We start from the raw sequence: 19695 nt of genomic DNA, 5'->3' as shown, positions 1-19695 counted from the left end.
CATACGGGCAGCAGAACAGGACAGAACTGCCATCAGGAGGAATTATGTTATTTGACATTGAAGAAGAACTGAAAAAACTTCCTTCCCAGCCGGGCGTATACATCATGCACGATGCGAAGGATGAGATCATCTATGTGGGCAAGGCCATCAGCTTAAAGAACCGGGTGCGCCAGTATTTCCAGAGCAGCCGCGGTAAAACCGCCAAGATCCAGCAGATGGTGTCCCGCATCGCACGGTTTGAGTACATTGTAACCGATTCCGAGCTGGAGGCACTGGTGCTGGAGTGCAATCTCATCAAAGAGCACCAGCCGCGTTATAACACGATGTTAAAGGATGACAAGGCTTATCCGTACATCCGTGTTACAGTGGGAGAGGATTTTCCCCGGGTACAGTTTGCGCGTACCATGAAAAAGGACAGGAGCCGGTATTTTGGCCCGTACACCAGTGCCGGAGCGGTTAAGGATACGATTGATCTGATCCATAAGCTATATAAGGTACGTACCTGCAGCCGTTTGCTCCCGCGGGATATCGGCAAAGACCGCCCCTGCTTAAACTATCATATCAGGCAGTGTGATGCGCCATGCCAGGGCTACATCGGGAAAGAAGAGTACGCAGAGCACATCAGGCAGGTGCTTGAATTTTTAAACGGACATTATGACAATCTGCTGAAACGCCTGGAAAAACAGATGATGGAAGCTGCTGAAAAAATGGAATATGAAAAAGCGGCGGAGTACCGGGATCTGCTTTCCAGCGTGAAGAAGGTGGCGCAGAAGCAGAAAATCACCAGCAGCAGTATGGAAGACCGGGACATCATTGCCATGGCCATGAACGATACCGATGCGGTGGTGCAGGTCTTCTTTGTGCGCGAGGGCAAACTGATCGGACGGGATCATTTCGGCATCCGTATCGGCGCGGAAAAAGACAGCAGTCAGATCCTCACCAGCTTTGTAAAGCAGTTCTACGCCGGAACGCCGTTTCTGCCAAAAGAGCTGTGGATCCAGAGGGAAATCGAGGATATGGAGGTCATTGAGCAGTGGCTCAGTGCCCGAAAAGGCCAGAAGGTCCGCATTGTTGTTCCAAAGAAAGGGCAGAAGGAGCGCCTGGTAGAGCTGGCGCAGAAAAATGCGTCCATGGTATTGCGGCAGGATTTGGAGCGCAACCAGAGGGATGAGATGCGCACCATAGGCGCCATGAATGAGGTGGCATCCTGGCTGGGGCTCACCGGCGTGCGCCGGATGGAGGCTTTTGATATCTCCAACATTTCCGGCTACGAGTCAGTCGGCTCCATGGTTGTGTATGAGGACGGCAGGCCGAAGCGCAGTGATTACCGAAAGTTTCGCATCAGGACCGTTACCGGGCCGAATGATTATGCCTCGATGCGTGAGGTATTAATGCGCCGCTTTACCCACGGACTGGAAGAAATGTCTCAGTTAAAGGAACAGGGAGAAGAACAGAAATTCGGAAGCTTTACCAGATTTCCGGACATCCTAATGATGGATGGCGGGCGGGGACAGGTGAACATTGCACAGGAGGTGCTCGCAGAGCTGGGTCTTTCCATCCCGGTATGCGGCATGGTAAAGGATGACAGCCACCGGACCCGCGGATTGTATTACCGGAATGTGGAGATCCCCATTGACCGGCACTCCGAAGGGTTCCGGCTCATTACCAGAATCCAGGACGAGGCTCACAGGTTTGCTATTGAGTATCACCGGAGTCTGCGCAGCAAGAGCCAGGTACACTCTGTGCTGGATGACATTCCCGGAATCGGAGATACCAGGAGAAAGGCACTGATGAAGCATTTTAGATCGATCGAGGCCGTGCAGGCTGCCAGTGAGGAAGAACTTTCCCAGGTCCCCGGCATGAACCGCGCCGCGGCGGAAAGTGTGTACCGGTTCTTTCGCAGCAGCGAAACCTGCCAACGCGGATGACAACCATCCGAATTTATGGTATGATGAACTTATTCTGAAAACAGATACAGCCTGTGGGCTTGAATCGGGCTGAATAAACAAGATAAAGGAGCGGGGCAATATGTACGGAGTAACAATTACAGAACTGATCACAAAGATGAAAATGAAAAATGTACTTCCGGAAATTGACGCAGACAAGGTGGTATTGAGTCACCCGGATGTAAACCGTCCGGCGCTTCAGTTAACGGGCTTTTTTGATCATTTTGACCGGGAGCGTGTCCAGATCATCGGATATGTGGAGCAGGCATACATCAATACCCTGCCGCGCGAGGTGCGGATGGAACGCTATGATAAGCTTCTTTCCAGTGAGATTCCGTGTGTGGTTTACAGCCGCGGCCAGGAGCCGGATGAAGATATGCAGAATCTGTGCCTGCACTATCAGGTCCCTCTGATGGTATCTGAAAAGAGCACCTCTGATCTGATGGCAGAAGTCATCCGCTGGCTGAAGGTCAAGCTGGCTCCGTGTATCAGCATCCATGGTGTGCTGGTGGACGTATTTGGTGAAGGTGTGCTGATCATGGGCGAGAGCGGTATCGGAAAGAGTGAGGCAGCCCTGGAGCTGATCAAGCGCGGACACCGTCTTGTATCCGATGATGTTGTAGAGATCCGCAAAGTCAGTGACGCGACTCTGGTAGGAAGTGCGCCGGATATCACCAAGCACTTTATCGAGCTGCGAGGTATCGGTATCATTGATGTGAAGTCCCTGTACGGTGTTGAGAGCGTAAAAGATACCCAGAATATCGACATGGTCATTAAGCTGGAGGACTGGGACAAGGACAAAGAGTACGACCGGCTGGGCCTGGAGGACCGCTACACGGAGTTTCTCGGCAATCAGGTGGTCTGCCATAACATCCCGATCCGTCCGGGCAGAAACCTGGCCATCATCGTAGAGTCCGCAGCCGTTAACTATCGTCAGAAGAAGATGGGATACAATGCGGCTCAGGAACTGTACAACCGCGTACAGGCAAACCTTGGCAACAAGTAAAAACAGTGCCAGGAACATCGCTTAACAGCAAAAATGAATAAAGGCAGAACAAAAACTATGAAACAGGCAGCAGAAAGACTGAAACAGGCGGTGGGCGCGGGAATATTTCTGACCGATGAGCCAATGAGCCGCCATACCACCTTCCGCACAGGAGGCCCGGCAGACATTTATATTGAGCCATCCGGTGTGGAAGAATTAAAGCAGGTGCTGGATATCTGCAGGGAAGAAAATGTGGCATATACCATCATCGGAAACGGCAGCAATCTGCTGGTGGGCGACGGGGGTTACCGCGGAGTACTGATCTCTTTCGGAAAACCGTTTGCCCAGGTGACAATAGAAGGAGCTCAGGTGAGGACCGGTGCAGGTGCCCTGCTTTCCGCTGTGGCAAAGCAGGTGCTGAACGCATCACTGACCGGCTTTGAGTTTGCAGCTGGGATTCCGGGCACCATCGGAGGTGCCGTGGTCATGAATGCGGGCGCGTACGGCGGAGAATTATGTCAGGTATTAAGGGAGGCAACGGTCCTGACTCCGGAGGGAGAGGTGAAAACACTTCCGGCAGAAGAACTGGAACTGGGCTACCGGACCAGCTGCGTCCAGAAAAACGGTTATATTGTGCTGGAGGCAGTGCTTCAGCTGCAGCCGGGAAACGCTGATGACATCCGTGCGGTCATGGATGATCTGGCATCAAAACGCCGTGAAAAGCAGCCATTGGAATACCCGAGTGCAGGCAGTACCTTCAAGCGCCCGGAAGGCCATTTCGCAGGCAGACTGATCCAGGATGCAGGGCTTCGCGGCTTCCGTGTGGGCGGCGCCCAGGTGTCAGAGAAGCACTGCGGCTTTGTGATCAACCGGGATCATGCCACCTCTGCAGATATCCTTTCTCTGTGCAGACAGGTACAGGAAAAGGTGAAAGCGCAGTCTGGTGTGGAGCTGGAACTGGAAGTAAAGCTTTTGGGTGAGTTTTGAGAAACGGAGAAAACAGATGAGACTGGTAATCATGACGGGAATGTCGGGAGCCGGAAAAACCTCGGCTCTCAAAATGCTGGAGGATCTTGGCTTTTACTGTGTGGACAATCTGCCGATCCCCCTGATGGAGGCATTTGTAGAACTGGTCATGCAGAAGCCGGCAGCCCACGAGGAAGTGGCACTGGGCATCGATATCCGCAGCGGAGAGGAGTTGCCGCAGCTGGAGCAGGTTCTGGAAAACTGGAAAGCGCAGCAGGTGCCTTACGAGATCCTGTTTCTGGACAGCAGCGATGCGACACTGGTAAAGCGCTATAAAGAAACCAGGCGGTCGCATCCACTGGCCGGGAAGGGCCGTGTGGACAGCGGCATCCAGCTGGAGCGGGAAAAGCTTGCGTTTATCAAACAGCAGGCGGATATGATCCTGGATACCAGCAGTCTTCTTACTCGGGAACTGCGCAGTGAGCTGGAAAAAATCTTTGTCCAGGACCGCAGGTATCAGAACCTGTTTATCACAGTGCTGTCCTTTGGATTTAAGTATGGCATCCCGAATGACGCAGATCTTGTTTTCGATGTACGTTTTCTTCCAAATCCCTACTATGTGGAGGCACTGCGCAGCCACACCGGTCAGGAGGCGGAGGTGCAGGCGTATGTCCGCCAGGGCGGTACAGCAGACCGCTTTCTTTCCATGCTGTACGGGATGCTGGATTTCCTGATCCCCAATTATGTGCAGGAAGGAAAGAACCAACTGGTGATCGCCATTGGCTGTACCGGGGGCAGACACCGCTCCGTTACTGTGGCCAATGCGCTGTATCAGCATTTAAGCGGTCTGGAGGAATACGGACTGAAGATTGAGCACCGGGATATCGGACGGTAGCAGGACAATGGTGGATTTCTGTCTCGGAATGCCCGGGCAGAAATCGGAATACAGGAGCAGGATATGTCATTTTCTTCTAAGGTAAAGGAAGAACTTTCAAGGCAGCTTTCTTCGGCCAGACATTGCCAGATCGCGGAGATCGCGGCAATCTTAAGCCTCTGCGGCCGTATCCAGATTTCAGAGAATGACCGTTACCGGGTGAAGATTCACACGGAAAATGAAGCAGTTGCAAGAAAGTACTTTACATTATTGAAAAAAACATTTAATATAGGAATTGATGTCTCCATACGGCAGAGCATCGGGAACCACAGAAACAGGACCTGCACTGTTGCAGTCACTCATCACGAGGATGCCATGCGGGTGCTTCAGGCAGTCAAACTCATCGACCAGTACGGGGAGATTGAGGAAAATCTGTCACTGGCCCAGAATGTGGTTCTTATGCAGAACTGCTGCAAGCGCGCATTCATCCGTGGAGCGTTTCTGGCAGCAGGTTCGATCAGCGATCCGGAAAAGTTTTACCACTTTGAGATTGCCTGTGCTACTGAAGCAAAGGCAAAGCAGATCCAGGGTCTCATCCTTTCCATGGGGATAGAAGCCAAGATCGTGCTGCGAAAGAAGTATTTCGTGGTCTACATCAAAGAGGGAAGCCAAATCGTAGATATTTTGAACGTTATGGAAGCACCGGTTGCCCTTATGGAGCTGGAGAACATCCGCATTCTCAAGGAGATGCGCGGAAGTGTGAACCGGCAGGTAAACTGTGAGACAGCCAATATCAACAAAACGGTATCGGCGGCAGTCAAGCAGATGGAAGATATCATATACATCAGGGATAAGGCAGGATTGGACAGTCTGCCGGATAACCTGAGGGAAATCGCAGAGTTAAGGTTGGCCAGACCGGAGGCCACATTAAAGGAACTTGGAGAGGCTTTGGATCCGCCGGTCGGTAAATCAGGGGTAAACCATCGCCTTAGAAAATTGGGGAGTATGGCAGAACTGCTGAGACAGGAACGGCCGGACACAGGGGTATAAGCAGAAAGAAAACATGCGATCATACCCGAAAACGAGGAGGATAATTATGTTAAAGAAAACAATCACCATTGGGCTTTCATCCGGACTTGAGGCAAGACCAGTAGCTATGTTGGTTCAGATTGCGAGCCAGTTTGACAGTCAGATCTATGTAGAGAATAACAATGCCCGGGTCAATGCAAAGAGCATTATGGGTATGATGACACTTGGCATGGGCGCTGGTGAGGATATTACCGTTTCTGCTGATGGAGGAGACGAACAAGAGGCACTTGACAATATTGAAAAGTACTTAAAGGGTGAAAAGTAAGATCATACCGATCATTTCCCCAAAAGTTGATCTATACAAAAGATGCTGAAGCAGCAGGGTGGAAATAACATTTCCGCCCTGTTTTTGTAAATAAGATATAAAAAGGAGAAAACAGTGGCATTTACACATTTGCACGTCCATACAGAGTACAGTCTGCTGGATGGTTCCTGCAAGATCAAAGAGCTGGCAGCGCGGGCGAAAGAGCTTGGCATGGACAGCATGGCCGTCACCGATCATGGAGTCATGTATGGCGTCATCGATTTTTACCGTGCGGCAAAGGAGGTGGGCATTAAGCCCATCATCGGCTGTGAGGTCTATGTTGCGCCGGGATCCCGATTTGACCGGGAAACTTCAAATGGCGAGGACCGATATTACCATCTGGTCCTGCTGGCAGAAAATGATACCGGATACCACAACCTGATGAAGATCGTATCCAGGGGCTTTGTGGATGGCTTTTATTATAAGCCCCGCGTGGACTATGAGGTGTTAGAAACCTACCATGAGGGCGTGATCGCCCTAAGTGCCTGCCTGGCGGGTGAGGTACAGCGCTATCTGGCCCGGGGCATGTATGAGGAAGCCTGCAGGTCCGCAAGACATTATGAGGATATTTTCGGAAAGGGCAATTTCTTTTTAGAGCTGCAGGATCATGGAATTCCGACCCAGAAAACCGTAAACCAGGGACTTATGCGCATGAGCCGGGAACTGTCCATAGATCTGGTGGCAACCAACGATATCCACTATATTCTCGCGGAGGATGCGGCAGCGCATGACATTCTGCTGTGTATCCAGACCGGGAAAAAAGTCTCTGATGAGAACCGTATGCGTTACGAGGGCGGTCAGTATTACGTGAAATCTGAGGAGGAGATGCGGGCGCTGTTTCCATACGCCCAGGAAGCCATCGATAACACCCATAAGATCGCGGAGCGCTGCAACGTTGAGATCGAGTTTGGCGTGACAAAGCTGCCGAAGTACGAGGTGCCGGAGGGATACGATTCCTGGAGCTATCTGAATAAGCTGTGCCAGGATGGCATGGCGAAGCGTTACCCAAATGATGATGGAACCCTGCAGGAACGCCTTTCCTACGAGCTGGGCGTAATCCACAATATGGGGTATGTGGATTACTTCCTGATCGTATGGGATTTCATTCATTTCGCAAGATCCCACGACATCATGGTCGGTCCGGGACGAGGGTCCGCAGCGGGAAGTATCGTTTCCTACTGTCTGGAGATCACTAATATCGATCCGGTGCGCTATGATCTGCTCTTTGAGCGTTTCCTGAACCCGGAACGGGTATCCATGCCGGATATCGATATTGACTTCTGCTTCGAACGCAGGCAGGAAGTCATCGATTACGTGGTCGAGAAATACGGAAAGGATCAGGTGGTACAGATCGTTACCTTCGGTACCCTGGCGGCCAAGGGTGTTGTGCGGGATGTGGGACGTGTTCTGGACCTTCCGTACGCCCGCTGTGACGCAATCGCAAAGATGATCCCGGGAGATCTCGGCATGACCCTGGAAAAGGCCTTAAAGCAAAGTCCGGATCTGCGTGAGGCCTATCAGAATGATGATGAGGTGCGCTACCTCATCGACATGGCCAAGCGCCTGGAGGGCCTTCCGCGTCATACCTCCATGCACGCGGCCGGCGTGGTGATCGGCCAGCGGGCCATGGATGAGTTTGTTCCGCTTTCCCGCGCATCAGACGGTACCATTACCACACAGTTTACCATGACGACGCTGGAGGAGCTTGGACTGTTAAAGATGGACTTTTTAGGCCTCCGAACCCTGACTGTCATTCAGAATGCGGTGCGTCAGGCAGAGGAAAACTACGGCGTTCATCTGGTTATGGAAGAAATTGATTATAATGATAAAGATGTCCTGGCATCCATTGGCACCGGAAAGTGCGATGGCATCTTCCAGCTGGAGAGTTCGGGAATGAAAAGCTTCATGAAGGAGCTGCGGCCCGAAAACCTGGAGGATATCATTGCGGGGATTTCTCTCTATCGTCCGGGACCGATGGATTTCATTCCGCGTTATTTGAAAGGAAAGAATGATAAGGACTCCATCACATATGAATGTCCGCAGCTGGAGCATATTCTGGGACCGACCTATGGCTGTATCGTCTACCAGGAACAGGTTATGCAGATCGTTCGCGATCTGGCGGGCTATACCATGGGCCGAAGCGATCTGGTGCGCCGTGCCATGTCCAAGAAGAAGGCGGCGGTCATGGAGAAGGAACGCCAGAATTTCGTGTACGGCAATCAGGAAGAAAACGTAAAGGGCTGTATTGAGAATGGCATTGATGAGAAGACTGCAAATCATATTTATGATGAGATGATCGATTTCGCAAGGTACGCCTTTAACAAATCCCATGCAGCCTGCTATGCGGTGGTTGCATATCAGACGGCGTATCTGAAATACTATTATCCGAAGGAGTTCTTCGCGGCACTTATGACCTCTGTTATGGACAATGTGGGTAAGGTGTCGGAGTACATTCTGACCTGCCGCCAGATGGGCATTCGTATCCTGCCGCCTGACATCAACGAAGGGCAGAGCGGTTTCTCTGTTTCCGGTGATGCGATCCGATATGGTTTGTCGGCAATCAAGAGCATTGGACGCAATGTGGTGGACGAGATCATCCGGGAGCGTCAGAATAACGGCCTTTTTACCTCCATTGATGATTTTGTGGAGCGCATGGGCGGCCGTGAGGTGAATAAGCGTACCCTGGAGAATTTCATCAAGGCCGGTGCCATGGATTCTCTTCCGGGCAACCGGAGACAGAAGACCATGATTGCGCCGGAACTTCTGGATCAGAAAAATAAGGACCGCAAAAATGTGCTGGAGGGTCAGCTGAGCCTTTTTGATTTTGCGGCAGAGGAAGAAAAGCAGCAATACCAGATCACCATGCCGAAGGTGCCGGAGTTTCCGAAGGGAGAGCTTTTGGCCTTCGAGAAGGAGACACTTGGCATCTATGTCAGTGGTCATCCGATGGATGAGTATCTTGAAACCTGGAAAAACAGCATTACCGCCAAAACAACCGATTTTATGGTGGATGAGGAGACAGGAAGAGCTGTTGTGGAAGACGGCGCCCGGGCGACCATTGGCGGCATGATAACAGCCAGGACCGTAAAGCTTACGAAGAATGGCCAGCAGATGGCCTTTGTGACTCTGGAGGATATGGTTGGTTCCGTGGAAGTCATCGTCTTCCCGCGGGATTATGAGAATAAGAAGCAGCTCCTGAATGAGGATGCAAAGGTGTTTATCAGCGGACGTACCTCCATTGGGGATGACCCGGCAGGACGGCTGATCTGTGAGCAGGTGATCCCCTTTGACGAGGTTCCGAAGGATCTGTGGCTGAAGTTTGCCGATAAGACCGAGTATGATGCCCGGTGGCCGGAAGTGACGGAAATTCTGAGGGGCTCTGATGGCCATGATACCGTGATCATTTATCTGGAAAAGGAACGGGCAAAGAAGGTTCTTCCCGCAAACTGGCATGTGGCAGCGTCAACAGAAGTGACGGAAAAGCTGATGAAAATAATTGGTGAAAAGAATGTCAAAGTTGTGGAAAAGGGATTGAAAAGATAGAAAAAATGTTTTAGAATACAGTTTGTATGAAAAAAAGTGCATCTATATAAAATAAACGGAATGGAAATCGCGCAGCGCTTTCTGCACGAGACAGAGAGCTCATCGCGAAAACGAAGGGTAACAGGAGGAGACAACTATGGCAAAGCAAGTAAAGACAATCGGTGTCCTGACAAGCGGAGGAGATGCTCCAGGCATGAACGCAGCCATCCGTGCGGTGGTTCGTACTGCCATCAGTAAGGGTATGAAGGTAAAAGGAATCATGCGTGGCTACGCAGGACTTTTACAGGAAGAGATCGTAGACATGAGCAGTACCGATGTGTCCAATATCATTTTCCGTGGAGGTACCATCCTGTACACAGCAAGATGTATGGAGTTTGTAACGGCGGAAGGTCAGCAGCAGGGCGCGGAGATCTGCCACAAGCACGGTATTGACGGCATCGTAGTCATCGGCGGTGACGGTTCTTTCCGGGGAGCCGGTAAGCTGGCAGCCCTTGGCGTTAATACCATTGGCGTTCCGGGAACCATCGATCTGGACATTGCCTGCACCGATTACACCATCGGATTCGATACGGCAGTCAATACCGCCATGGAGGCAATCGATAAGGTACGTGACACTTCTACATCTCATGAGCGCTGCAGTATCATTGAGGTTATGGGCCGCAATGCCGGTTATATCGCACTGTGGTGTGGTATTGCAAACGGCGCGGAGGATATTCTGCTTCCGGAACGTTATGACGGCAATGAGCAGGCTCTCATCGACCGCATCATAGAGAACCGCAAGCGCGGCAAGAAACACAATATCATCATCAATGCGGAGGGTATCGGACATTCTGGTTCCATGGCACGCCGCATTGAGGCAGCAACCGGTATTGAGACAAGAGCCACCATTCTGGGCCACATGCAGCGAGGCGGCACCCCAACTTGTAAGGACCGTGTGTACGCGTCCATTATGGGGGCAAGGGCAGCAGAGCTTCTGTGCGAAGGAAAGAGCAATCGCCTGGTCGCTTATAAGCACGGTGAGTTCGTAGATTTCGACATCCAGGAAGCACTTCAGATGAAGAAGGACATTTCCGAGGAGCAGTTTGAAATCGCAAAGATGCTTGCGAAATAGGAAGCATCATGGAAGCAGGCTGACAGAACAGGACTGCATGATACAATCGAAAAAGAAATCTTCGCCCGGCAGCATATCCGCCGGGCGTGTTTCGTGTTTATGGATATGAGAAAATTTTGACAAATCGCAGCTGCAGATCTGGCGAGAAGATCAGAAGGCAGCAGGAAACGGATTCAGGAGGAAATCGCGGATGACAGGACAGGACGGAAATATCGTTCTTTGTGGTTCTAACAGCTATGAAAAAAAGTATTATTTTAATGAAGAGTTTGACAGCCTCCCGGAGGCAGTGAAGAAGCAGCTTCACGTGATGTGTGTCTGGTTTACGGAGGAATGCGGCGGTATTCTTACCATGGAATTTGAGCCGGATGGCACGCTGGAGTTCAGGCATACTATTTCAGAGTACGATGGCTACTGCGATGAGATCGGCGCAGACTTAAAGATCAAGCAGTACCGACAGGATGGGCAGGAGTTCTTAAAGGCCCTGGAACTGTACTTTAAGGTATTCTATCTTGGTGAGGAACCGGAAGAATGAAGCTGAGGATTGGAAATGTAGAGCTGGATAACAACCTGATCCTGGCTCCCATGGCAGGCGTTACGGATATGTCCTTCCGGCAGCTGTGCCGGGAGCAGGGCTGTGGACTTCTTGTCACTGAGATGGTGAGTGCAAAAGCCATTCTTTACAAGAACCGTAACACGAAGGAGCTTATGGCCATTGACGAGGGTGAGCGTCCTGTGTCTTTGCAGCTGTTCGGTTCGGATCCGGAAATCGTCAGTGACATTGCCCACCAGGTGGAGGATGGGCCTTATGACATCATCGATCTGAACATGGGATGTCCGGTGCCGAAGATTGTCGGAAACGGTGAGGGCTCTGCCCTGATGAAGAATCCGAAGCTGGTGGAGGAGCTGTTATCTGCACTGGTGCGAAAGGTACACAAGCCGGTCACGGTCAAGTTCCGCAAGGGCTTTGATGACGATCACGTGAATGCCGTAGAGATTGCGAAGATTGCTGAGAGCTGTGGTGTGGCTGCTGTGGCGGTGCACGGACGGACCAGAGAACAGTATTATTCCGGCAGGGCAGACTGGGATATCATCCGTCAGGTGAAGGAAGCTGTGAAAATTCCGGTCATCGGAAACGGAGACATCTTTGAGCCGCAGGATGCGAAGCGGATGTTAGAGGAAACAGGCTGTGACGGCCTGATGATAGGCCGCGGTGCAAGAGGAAACCCATGGATTTTCAAACGGATCCAACATTATCTGGAAACCGGGGAAGTGCTTCCGCCGCCTGGACCGGTGGAGGTGGGAGAGATGATCCTGCGCCACACTCGGATCCATGTAGCCTTTAAGGGTGAGTATATTGGCATGAAGGAGATGCGTAAGCACATTGCCTGGTATACTGCAGGGCTTCCGCATTCTTCCTCGATCCGCAGAGAATGCAATATGCTGGAAACAGAAGAAGAACTGGTGGAGCTGCTGAAACAGCACGGGATGCTTGACAAGGAAAGTGCTTTCAAGTATAATATTCAGAATGTATGATCACAGGTTCCGGGGGTTAGCTCAGACTGTGGTTTCAGGTGCCAAAATAACTGCTTCGGAGGCGGAGGTTCCGCGCGGCGGCAGTGTAAATAAGGAAGGAAATGAGTGTCATGGCAGATAGCAAGAAACACATTTTAACCTATGAAGGTTTAAAAAAGTATGAGGATGAGTTACAGGATTTAAAAATCCATCGCAGACAGGAAATCGCGCAGAAGATCAAAGAGGCGCGTGAGCAGGGTGACCTGTCCGAGAATGCTGAGTACGATGCAGCCAAGGACGAGCAGAGAGACATCGAGCTGCGTATTGAAGAGCTGGAGAAGCTGTTAAAGAACGCAGAGGTTGTAGACGAGGACGAGATCGACTTAGACAAAGTAAGCATTGGCTGCCAGGTAAAGGTATACGATGTAGATTTTGATGAAGAGATGGAGTTCAAGATTGTTGGCTCAACCGAGGCAAACAGTCTGCAGAACAAGATTTCCAATGAGTCTCCGGTAGGCGCAGCACTGATCGGCAAGAGCGTTGGCGATGTTGTCGATGTAGAGACTCAGGCCGGCGTGCTTCAGTACAAGGTTCTGGAGATCCGGAGAGTATCATAAAAACAGTATTCTGTTTTATTAATTTATAGAAGAAAAGATGTAACTGTTCAGTAGGTCTGCGCATTTACTGCGCTGACCGTAAGAAAACATAGGCGGGTAGGCAAAAATCCCATTGCCGCAGGCAATTTTTCATGGATTTTTGCTCGTGACTGTGAAGGTACTGAACAGTTACGAAAAGATGTAACTGTTTGCACCGTGTGTGAACAACAACAAGAACGAAGGAGTAAGGGAAAAGATGGCAGAGCAGCAGAACGCAAAGCAGCAGAATGCGAAGGAGCCGGATCTCAACCAGCTTCTGAAGGTTCGCCGTGAAAAACTGGCAGAGCTTCAGGCAGCAGGCAAGGATCCGTTCCAGATCACAAAGTATGACGTAACCGCACACAGCGAGGACGTAAAAGCAGACTATGCAGAATGGGAAGGCAAAGAAGTATCCATTGCAGGACGTATGATGTCCAAGCGTGTCATGGGTAAAGCATCCTTCTGCAATGTTCAGGATTTAAAGGGCAACATCCAGTGCTACGTTGCGCGTGATGACCTGGGTGAAGAAGCATACAAAGACTTCAAGCGTATGGATATCGGTGATATCGTGGGCATTAAAGGTATCGTCTTCACCACCAAGATGGGTGAGATCTCAATTCACGCAACCTCCATGGTGCTGCTCTCCAAGAGCCTGCAGATCCTTCCGGAGAAATATCACGGTCTGACCAACACGGACGTGCGTTACCGTCAGCGCTATACAGACCTGATCATGAACGAGGACGTGAAGAAAACCTTCGTGATGCGTTCCCGCATCATCAGCTGCATCCGTCGTTACTTAGACGGACAGGGCTTCTTAGAGGTAGAAACCCCGATGCTGGTGGCAAACGCAGGCGGCGCTGCTGCAAGACCGTTTGAGACCCATTACAACGCACTGGATGAGGATGTAAAGCTTCGTATTTCCCTGGAGCTGTACTTAAAGAGACTGATCGTAGGCGGCATGGAACGTGTATACGAGATCGGCCGTGTATTCCGTAACGAGGGTCTTGATACTCGCCACAACCCGGAGTTCACCCTCATGGAGCTGTACCAGGCATATACCGATTACTACGGTATGATGGACTTAACCGAGAATATGTTCCGTCACATCGCAAATGAGGTTATGGGAACCACCACCATTCCGTATGCAGACGTTGAGATTGATTTAGGCAAGCCGTTCGAGCGTCTGACTATGGTAGATGCGATCAAGAAATATGCAGGAGTTGACTTCGACGAGATCCAGACCACTGAAGAGGCTAAGAAGCTGGCAGACGAGAAGGGTGTTCACTACGAAGACCGTCATGTGCGCGGCGATATCATCAACCTCTTCTTCGAAGAGTTCGTAGAAGAAAACCTGATCCAGCCGACCTTTATCATGGATCATCCGGTAGAAATCTCACCGCTGACCAAGAGAAAGCCGGATAAACCAGAGTATGTAGAGCGCTTCGAGATGTACATCTACGGACGTGAGATGTGTAACGCATACTCCGAGTTAAACGACCCGATCGACCAGAGAGAGCGTTTCAAAGCACAGGAGGCTGCACTGGCAGCAGGTGATGACGAGGCAAACACCACCGATGAAGACTTCATGAACGCACTGGAGATCGGTATGCCTCCGACAGGCGGTATCGGTTACGGTATCGACCGTCTGGTAATGCTGTTCACCAACAGCCCGGCCATCCGTGATGTATTACTGTTCCCAACAATGAAGAGCTTGGATAAATAAACCTAGTGTTTATGCGGGGTTGAGGCATTTGAGTACGTCAAAGGACGCATTAAAAGACGCATTTTGACATAGTCATTTACATCAGTATGAAAGAGTACACAATCTGAAAAGAAAAAGATTCAATCAAATATGAACTACTAAGAGGACATTTTCTAAAGAAATTTAGAAGATGTCCTCTTTTTTGCGTTATGGAGAAAATGCATCATTTGTTATGAAGTCAAAGTGAAAGGAGCACAGCAATGAATGAATCAAAGAAGAAAGATAGATATGAGGATGCAAAAAAGTTTGTAAGATATTCAGATGGTGCAAAAATGTACAGTATGGGAATGACAAAATTTCAAGAAGTGGCTAAGGATGCCAAGGCTTGTTATAAAATTGGTCAGCTTGTACTTGTTAATACAGAAATATTGGATAAGTATCTTGAAACTTTTCATATTACAGATTCTGAGTTTTATAAGTAGGTGATGTTATGGTAAATACATTGAGTGGTTCAGTTTGTGCCTATAGAAAAGAAACTGTAAAACCAAGATTTATTCGTATTGATGAGGTAATGGCTTTATTAGATGTAACACAAGATGAGGCAATGGATATAGCGTTGGCTGCTGGAGCAAGATATCAGCTTGCAAAGATTATATTAGTACATAAGGAAAGGTTGATGAAATTTATGAAACATTCTGCAAGAGTTCCTAGTTCAAATAAAATTGTGGAAAAGAAGTTTGTGAGAATCGGTGAGGGTTCAATGACTTACAGCATAGGACATCATAGATTTATCGAAATGGCTAGAGCAGCTGGAGCTGTATATAAGATAGGCGAAGCAAAAGGAAATACTATTCTGATTAATCTGGAGGTGTTTGATGAATATATGGAGCAATTCAGAGAACCGCCAACAGAAATGAAACATCCATTGCCAAATGTGAAAGGAGACTGATGAATGAGTTACTCATATAAGTGCTATTCAGATACAAAGGATTTTATGAAAAAATTTGTCAATGCAGAGGAAGGAGCGATTATTTATGGGATAAGTAAATCGAGAATCATAGTAATTGCGAGAGAGGCAGGAGCAGTCTATAAAGTCGGTAATTCAGCATTAATCAATACGGAATTATTTGAAAAATATCTTGAACGATTCAGAGAGCCGGCAAGAGAACTGCCTAAGCATACATGGAACAAATTAAAGGAAATGACAAATACACCAAAAACTGGTGAAAATTCGTAAAAATACACCAGTGGTGTCACTTCCGTAAAATTAAAGTGCATTGTAGAATATCAATTGTCCAAGAGAGATTGGACATAACAATTGAATAATGCCTGATTTTGATGTGACTATCGTGTATGAGGGGAACATTGAAACACAGGAGTGGCTCTATTACGAGCAGGATGGAATGGTCGTTACACTTGGCAACTGGCTTAATGGCAGATTGTCTTGTGAACAGATAGAACAGCTTTGGTGTGAGCTTATCATACCGGAGCAAAACAAAGAACAAAAAGAAAGCGAGGAATAGCATATGAAGTATTCAATTAAAGTAAACGAAGTAAGAGCAAAAGAGGGCAGCAACATCAAAGGATTTGCAACAGTAGTATTTGGTGATTCATTTAAGATTACCAATATTGCAATCCTTGAGAATAAGGATAAGGGAGAGCTTTTTGTATCAATGCCAAGATACCGCTCCAATGAGCGTGATGAAAGCAACGGTGTGATCTATAAGGATGTGTGCAATCCTATCACAGCAGAGTTTCGAGAGGAACTCTATACCAATATCCTTGATGCCTATGCAAGAATTAAGGAACCGGAGAAAGAGGAGACACAGAAGCAGGAGCGTACACAGGAAATGCCGGAGTTTTCCGTAACTGTAACACCTTATGAGAGGGAAGGTAGTAACATCAAGGGACTTGCACGCATTTATTTTGAAAACAGTTTCATCGTAAATAACATCAATATCGTGCAGGGCAAAGAGAAAATCTTTGTATCAATGCCTTCTTATAAGACAAAGCAGGTGGACGAGCAGGGCAAGCCAATCTACCAGGATGTCTGCTATCCGGTCACAAAGGATTTCAGGGAAAAACTCTATAATGAGATTATCTCTGAATATGAGAAAGCAAAGGATAAGAGCAACGAAAATGCAAGAGAGAGTGCAGAGAAACATCATGGCAATCCCGATAAAGAGAAGGACAAAGAGGCGACGCCCTTTCGATAATCAGTAATCAGAGTACAGGGGCGGCCAAGGCTGCCCCATTTACAGAATGGAGGAAACAGAATGGATATGGAAGCAGGAAAAACACTTACCAATGAGGAGGTCATAAGAGAACTTCTCGACTTATTAAAGAAAAATGCCATGAAAGAGCAGGCAAACGATGTATTTGAGATATGCAGCTATGTGGATGGACTGGAGAAAAAGATTGATTCCATGACGGAAGAACTCACCAATATGCAGAACCAGATCAAAGAAATGCAGGAAGATACTCTTGTCAATAATGCTAAAAAGGGCTTGACAAATAAAGGGTTAAGGAATATAATTAGATTCAGTTTTATACAAGGAGTTAATAAATATGCGGCAAGGTATTCTTAAATAAACTGTCAATTTGATAGTGGGAACAAAAAGTAGCAGTCCCGTTTCACTTTTAATATGGGGCTTAGTTTTTTGTACCCAGTTTAAGAATACTTTTATCATGTAATTTTATATGCCCGAAAACATATAAGTGTTTTGGGGCTATTGGAGTTATTTACCCAGTGATAGGAGTATTTATCACTGGGTATTTTTATGCCCTTTTTTGGGTGTTGATAGGAGGAAAATCACATGAAAATAATTAACTTAGGCATTCTGGCTCACGTTGACGCAGGAAAGACAACATTAACGGAAAGTTTATTATATACCAGTGGTGCAATTGCAGAACTAGGGAGCGTAGATGAAGGCACAACAAGGACAGATACAATGAATTTGGAGCGTCAAAGGGGAATCACTATCCAGACAGCAGTGACATCTTTTCAGTGGGAGGATGTAAAAGTCAACATTATAGATACGCCAGGCCATATGGATTTTTTGGCGGAAGTATACCGTTCTTTATCCGTTTTAGACGGAGCAGTATTATTAGTTTCTGCAAAGGATGGCATACAGGCACAGACCCGTATACTGTTTCATGCACTACAGACAATGAAGATTCCGACAATCTTTTTCATCAATAAAATTGACCAAGAGGGGATTGATTTGCCAATGGTATATCGGGAAATGAAAGCAAAGCTTTCTTCGGAAATTATAGTGAAGCAAAAGGTTGGGCAGCATCCCCATATAAATGTAACGGACAATGACGATATGGAACAGTGGGATGCGGTAATTATGGGAAACGATGAACTATTAGAGAAATATATGTCAGGGAAACCGTTTAAAATGTCAGAACTGGAACAGGAAGAAAACAGGAGATTCCAAAACGGAACGTTATTTCCCGTTTATCACGGAAGCGCTAAAAACAATCTGGGGATTCGGCAGCTTATAGAAGTGATTGCCAGTAAATTTTATTCATCAACGCCTGAAGGTCAATCTGAATTATGCGGGCAGGTTTTTAAGATTGAATATTCAGAGAAAAGGCGGCGTTTTGTTTATGTGCGTATATATAGCGGAACATTGCATTTGAGGGATGTTATTAGAATATCTGAAAAAGAGAAAATAAAAATCACAGAGATGTGTGTTCCGACAAACGGTGAATTATATCCATCCGATACAGCCTGCTCTGGTGATATTGTAATTTTACCAAATGATGTTTTGCAGCTAAACAGTATTTTGGGGAACGAAATGCTGTTGCCGCAGAGAAAATTTATTGAAAATCCTCTCCCTATGCTCCAAACAACGATTGCAGTAAAGAAACCTGAACAGCGGGAAATATTGCTTGGGGCACTTACAGAAATTTCAGATGGCGACCCTCTTTTAAAATATTATGTGGATACTACAACGCATGAGATTATACTTTCTTTTTTGGGGAATGTGCAGATGGAAGTCATTTGTGCCATCCTTGAGGAAAAATATCATGTGGAGGCAGAAATAAAAGAGCCTACTGTTATATATATGGAAAGACCGCTTAGAAAAGCAGAATATACCATCCACATAGAAGTCCCGCCAAATCCTTTCTGGGCTTCTGTCGGGTTGTCCATAGAGCCGCTCCCTATTGGAAGCGGAGTGCAGTATGAAAGCAGAGTTTCACTTGGATATTTAAATCAATCGTTCCAAAATGCGGTTATGGAGGGGGTTCTTTATGGCTGCGAGCAGGGGCTGTATGGATGGAAAGTGACAGACTGTAAAATCTGTTTTGAATATGGATTGTATTATAGTCCTGTAAGTACCCCCGCAGACTTTCGGCTGCTTTCCCCTATCGTATTGGAGCAGGCTTTAAAAAAAGCAGGGACAGAACTATTAGAGCCATATCTCCACTTTGAAATTTATGCACCGCAGGAATATCTCTCACGGGCGTATCATGATGCTCCAAGGTATTGTGCAGATATTGTAAGTACTCAGATAAAGAATGACGAGGTCATTCTGAAAGGAGAAATCCCTGCTAGATGTATTCAAGAATACAGGAACGATTTAACTTATTTCACAAATGGGCAGGGAGTCTGCTTGACAGAGTTAAAAGGATACCAGCCAGCTATTGGTAAATTTATTTGCCAACCCCGCCGCCCGAATAGCCGTATAGATAAGGTTCGGCATATGTTCCACAAGTTAGCTTAACAGCTTGCAAAAGTCATATAAAATGAGATTTGAAAGGAGAATGTAACTTCATGTTTGCTAAAAATTCAAAGGCATATTCTGTCTACCTGCTGTTCCGATTTGTCTGTTCCCTGGCGGTTTCTATGTCCACAGTGCTTTCCATCGTGTACCACATGGAGGTGGTGCAGCTGGATGCTTTCCAGCTTGTCCTGGTAGGGACGGTTCAGGAGACCTCCTGCTTTCTGTTCGAGATGCCCACCGGTGTGGTGGCGGATTTGTATAGCCGTCGGCGCTCGGTGCTGATTGGAATGTT

16 protein-coding genes and 4 pseudogenes are annotated in these 19695 nt (G+C 48.0%); all 20 read left to right on the top strand.

Features of this window, described 5'->3' with window-relative positions:
• The first annotated feature begins 44 nt into the window (after positions 1 to 44).
• Positions 45 to 1928 (top strand): excinuclease ABC subunit UvrC, encoded by a 1884-nt coding sequence (gene uvrC, locus DW819_RS12840; protein ID WP_118733586.1) that lies wholly within the window; start codon positions 45 to 47, stop codon positions 1926 to 1928.
• Between the two features lie 100 nt (positions 1929 to 2028).
• Complete coding sequence (gene hprK / locus DW819_RS12835; protein WP_118733585.1) at positions 2029 to 2952, top strand: HPr(Ser) kinase/phosphatase; 924 nt, start codon at positions 2029 to 2031, stop codon at positions 2950 to 2952.
• A 57-nt stretch (positions 2953 to 3009) separates the two neighbouring features.
• The gene (gene murB / locus DW819_RS12830; protein ID WP_118733584.1) at positions 3010 to 3918 is read left to right on the top strand and encodes a UDP-N-acetylmuramate dehydrogenase; all 909 of its coding nucleotides are present in this window, start codon (positions 3010 to 3012) and stop codon (positions 3916 to 3918) included.
• Positions 3919 to 3934: 16 nt separating this feature from the next.
• Positions 3935 to 4792, top strand: coding sequence for an RNase adapter RapZ (gene rapZ / locus DW819_RS12825; protein WP_118733583.1), 858 nt, complete (start codon positions 3935 to 3937; stop codon positions 4790 to 4792).
• A gap of 63 nt (positions 4793 to 4855) precedes the next feature.
• Positions 4856 to 5821 (top strand): DNA-binding protein WhiA, encoded by a 966-nt coding sequence (whiA, locus tag DW819_RS12820; protein ID WP_118733582.1) that lies wholly within the window; start codon positions 4856 to 4858, stop codon positions 5819 to 5821.
• A 46-nt stretch (positions 5822 to 5867) separates the two neighbouring features.
• Positions 5868 to 6125, top strand: a complete 258-nt coding sequence (locus DW819_RS12815; RefSeq protein WP_118733581.1) for an HPr family phosphocarrier protein — start codon at positions 5868 to 5870, stop codon at positions 6123 to 6125.
• 114 nt (positions 6126 to 6239) lie between these two features.
• A complete protein-coding gene (locus DW819_RS12810) occupies positions 6240 to 9707 on the top strand; it encodes a DNA polymerase III subunit alpha (protein ID WP_118733580.1) in 3468 nt (1155 codons plus the stop codon).
• Positions 9708 to 9843: 136 nt separating this feature from the next.
• Positions 9844 to 10818, top strand: a complete 975-nt coding sequence (pfkA, locus tag DW819_RS12805) for a 6-phosphofructokinase (RefSeq protein ID WP_118733579.1) — start codon at positions 9844 to 9846, stop codon at positions 10816 to 10818.
• A 190-nt stretch (positions 10819 to 11008) separates the two neighbouring features.
• Complete coding sequence (locus DW819_RS12800; RefSeq protein ID WP_118733578.1) at positions 11009 to 11350, top strand: DUF6145 family protein; 342 nt, start codon at positions 11009 to 11011, stop codon at positions 11348 to 11350.
• Positions 11347 to 12351, top strand: a complete 1005-nt coding sequence (gene dusB, locus DW819_RS12795; RefSeq protein WP_118733577.1) for a tRNA dihydrouridine synthase DusB — start codon at positions 11347 to 11349, stop codon at positions 12349 to 12351. The genes DW819_RS12800 and dusB overlap by 4 nt, the downstream gene beginning before the upstream one ends.
• Positions 12352 to 12461: 110 nt before the next feature.
• Complete coding sequence (gene greA / locus DW819_RS12790; RefSeq protein ID WP_118733576.1) at positions 12462 to 12947, top strand: transcription elongation factor GreA; 486 nt, start codon at positions 12462 to 12464, stop codon at positions 12945 to 12947.
• A gap of 235 nt (positions 12948 to 13182) precedes the next feature.
• A pseudogene (lysS, locus tag DW819_RS12785) lies at positions 13183 to 14679 on the top strand (lysine--tRNA ligase); the annotation flags it as partial.
• Positions 14680 to 14927: 248 nt separating this feature from the next.
• Positions 14928 to 15149, top strand: coding sequence for a DUF6462 family protein (locus DW819_RS12780; RefSeq protein WP_005340583.1), 222 nt, complete (start codon positions 14928 to 14930; stop codon positions 15147 to 15149).
• An 8-nt stretch (positions 15150 to 15157) separates the two neighbouring features.
• On the top strand, positions 15158 to 15616 hold the full coding sequence (locus DW819_RS12775) for a DUF6462 family protein (protein WP_004611514.1): 459 nt from the start codon (positions 15158 to 15160) through the stop codon (positions 15614 to 15616).
• Positions 15617 to 15619: 3 nt separating this feature from the next.
• Positions 15620 to 15904 carry a DUF6462 family protein gene (locus DW819_RS12770; RefSeq protein WP_005340582.1) on the top strand — a complete coding sequence of 95 codons (285 nt, stop codon included), beginning with the start codon at positions 15620 to 15622 and terminating at the stop codon, positions 15902 to 15904.
• Positions 15905 to 15992: 88 nt separating this feature from the next.
• A pseudogene (locus DW819_RS15975) lies at positions 15993 to 16190 on the top strand (hypothetical protein); the annotation flags it as partial.
• Between the two features lie 3 nt (positions 16191 to 16193).
• Positions 16194 to 16883 (top strand): SpoVG family protein, encoded by a 690-nt coding sequence (locus DW819_RS12760; protein WP_117477954.1) that lies wholly within the window; start codon positions 16194 to 16196, stop codon positions 16881 to 16883.
• Positions 16884 to 16943: 60 nt separating this feature from the next.
• Positions 16944 to 17180 (top strand): annotated as a pseudogene (locus DW819_RS12755) (DUF6674 family protein); the annotation flags it as partial.
• Positions 17181 to 17483: 303 nt separating this feature from the next.
• Positions 17484 to 19403: a tetracycline resistance ribosomal protection protein Tet(O) gene (tet(O), locus tag DW819_RS12750; protein WP_117477955.1), complete on the top strand. Its 1920-nt coding sequence runs from the start codon at positions 17484 to 17486 to the stop codon at positions 19401 to 19403.
• A 50-nt stretch (positions 19404 to 19453) separates the two neighbouring features.
• Positions 19454 to 19695: pseudogene (locus tag DW819_RS12745) on the top strand (tetracycline efflux MFS transporter Tet(40)); the annotation flags it as partial.

Origin of the sequence: Clostridium sp. AM33-3 (genome assembly GCF_003480315.1) — a bacterium.
GTDB lineage: Bacteria > Bacillota > Clostridia > Lachnospirales > Lachnospiraceae > Brotaphodocola.
Note: the sequence above shows the minus strand (reverse complement) of the source record. Positions and strands in the feature narration are given on the sequence as shown.

Bases quoted from the DNA above. Each gene is read 5' to 3' on its own strand.
- uvrC (WP_118733586.1), top strand. From the start codon at position 45: ATGTTATTTGACATTGAAGAAGAACTGAAAAAACTTCCTTCCCAGCCG.
- hprK (WP_118733585.1), top strand. From the start codon at position 2,029: ATGTACGGAGTAACAATTACAGAACTGATCACAAAGATGAAAATGAAA.
- murB (WP_118733584.1), top strand. From the start codon at position 3,010: ATGAAACAGGCAGCAGAAAGACTGAAACAGGCGGTGGGCGCGGGAATA.
- rapZ (WP_118733583.1), top strand. From the start codon at position 3,935: ATGAGACTGGTAATCATGACGGGAATGTCGGGAGCCGGAAAAACCTCG.
- whiA (WP_118733582.1), top strand. From the start codon at position 4,856: ATGTCATTTTCTTCTAAGGTAAAGGAAGAACTTTCAAGGCAGCTTTCT.
- DW819_RS12815 (WP_118733581.1), top strand. From the start codon at position 5,868: ATGTTAAAGAAAACAATCACCATTGGGCTTTCATCCGGACTTGAGGCA.
- pfkA (WP_118733579.1), top strand. From the start codon at position 9,844: ATGGCAAAGCAAGTAAAGACAATCGGTGTCCTGACAAGCGGAGGAGAT.
- DW819_RS12800 (WP_118733578.1), top strand. From the start codon at position 11,009: ATGACAGGACAGGACGGAAATATCGTTCTTTGTGGTTCTAACAGCTAT.
- dusB (WP_118733577.1), top strand. From the start codon at position 11,347: ATGAAGCTGAGGATTGGAAATGTAGAGCTGGATAACAACCTGATCCTG.
- greA (WP_118733576.1), top strand. From the start codon at position 12,462: ATGGCAGATAGCAAGAAACACATTTTAACCTATGAAGGTTTAAAAAAG.
- DW819_RS12780 (WP_005340583.1), top strand. From the start codon at position 14,928: ATGAATGAATCAAAGAAGAAAGATAGATATGAGGATGCAAAAAAGTTT.
- DW819_RS12775 (WP_004611514.1), top strand. From the start codon at position 15,158: ATGGTAAATACATTGAGTGGTTCAGTTTGTGCCTATAGAAAAGAAACT.
- DW819_RS12770 (WP_005340582.1), top strand. From the start codon at position 15,620: ATGAGTTACTCATATAAGTGCTATTCAGATACAAAGGATTTTATGAAA.
- DW819_RS12760 (WP_117477954.1), top strand. From the start codon at position 16,194: ATGAAGTATTCAATTAAAGTAAACGAAGTAAGAGCAAAAGAGGGCAGC.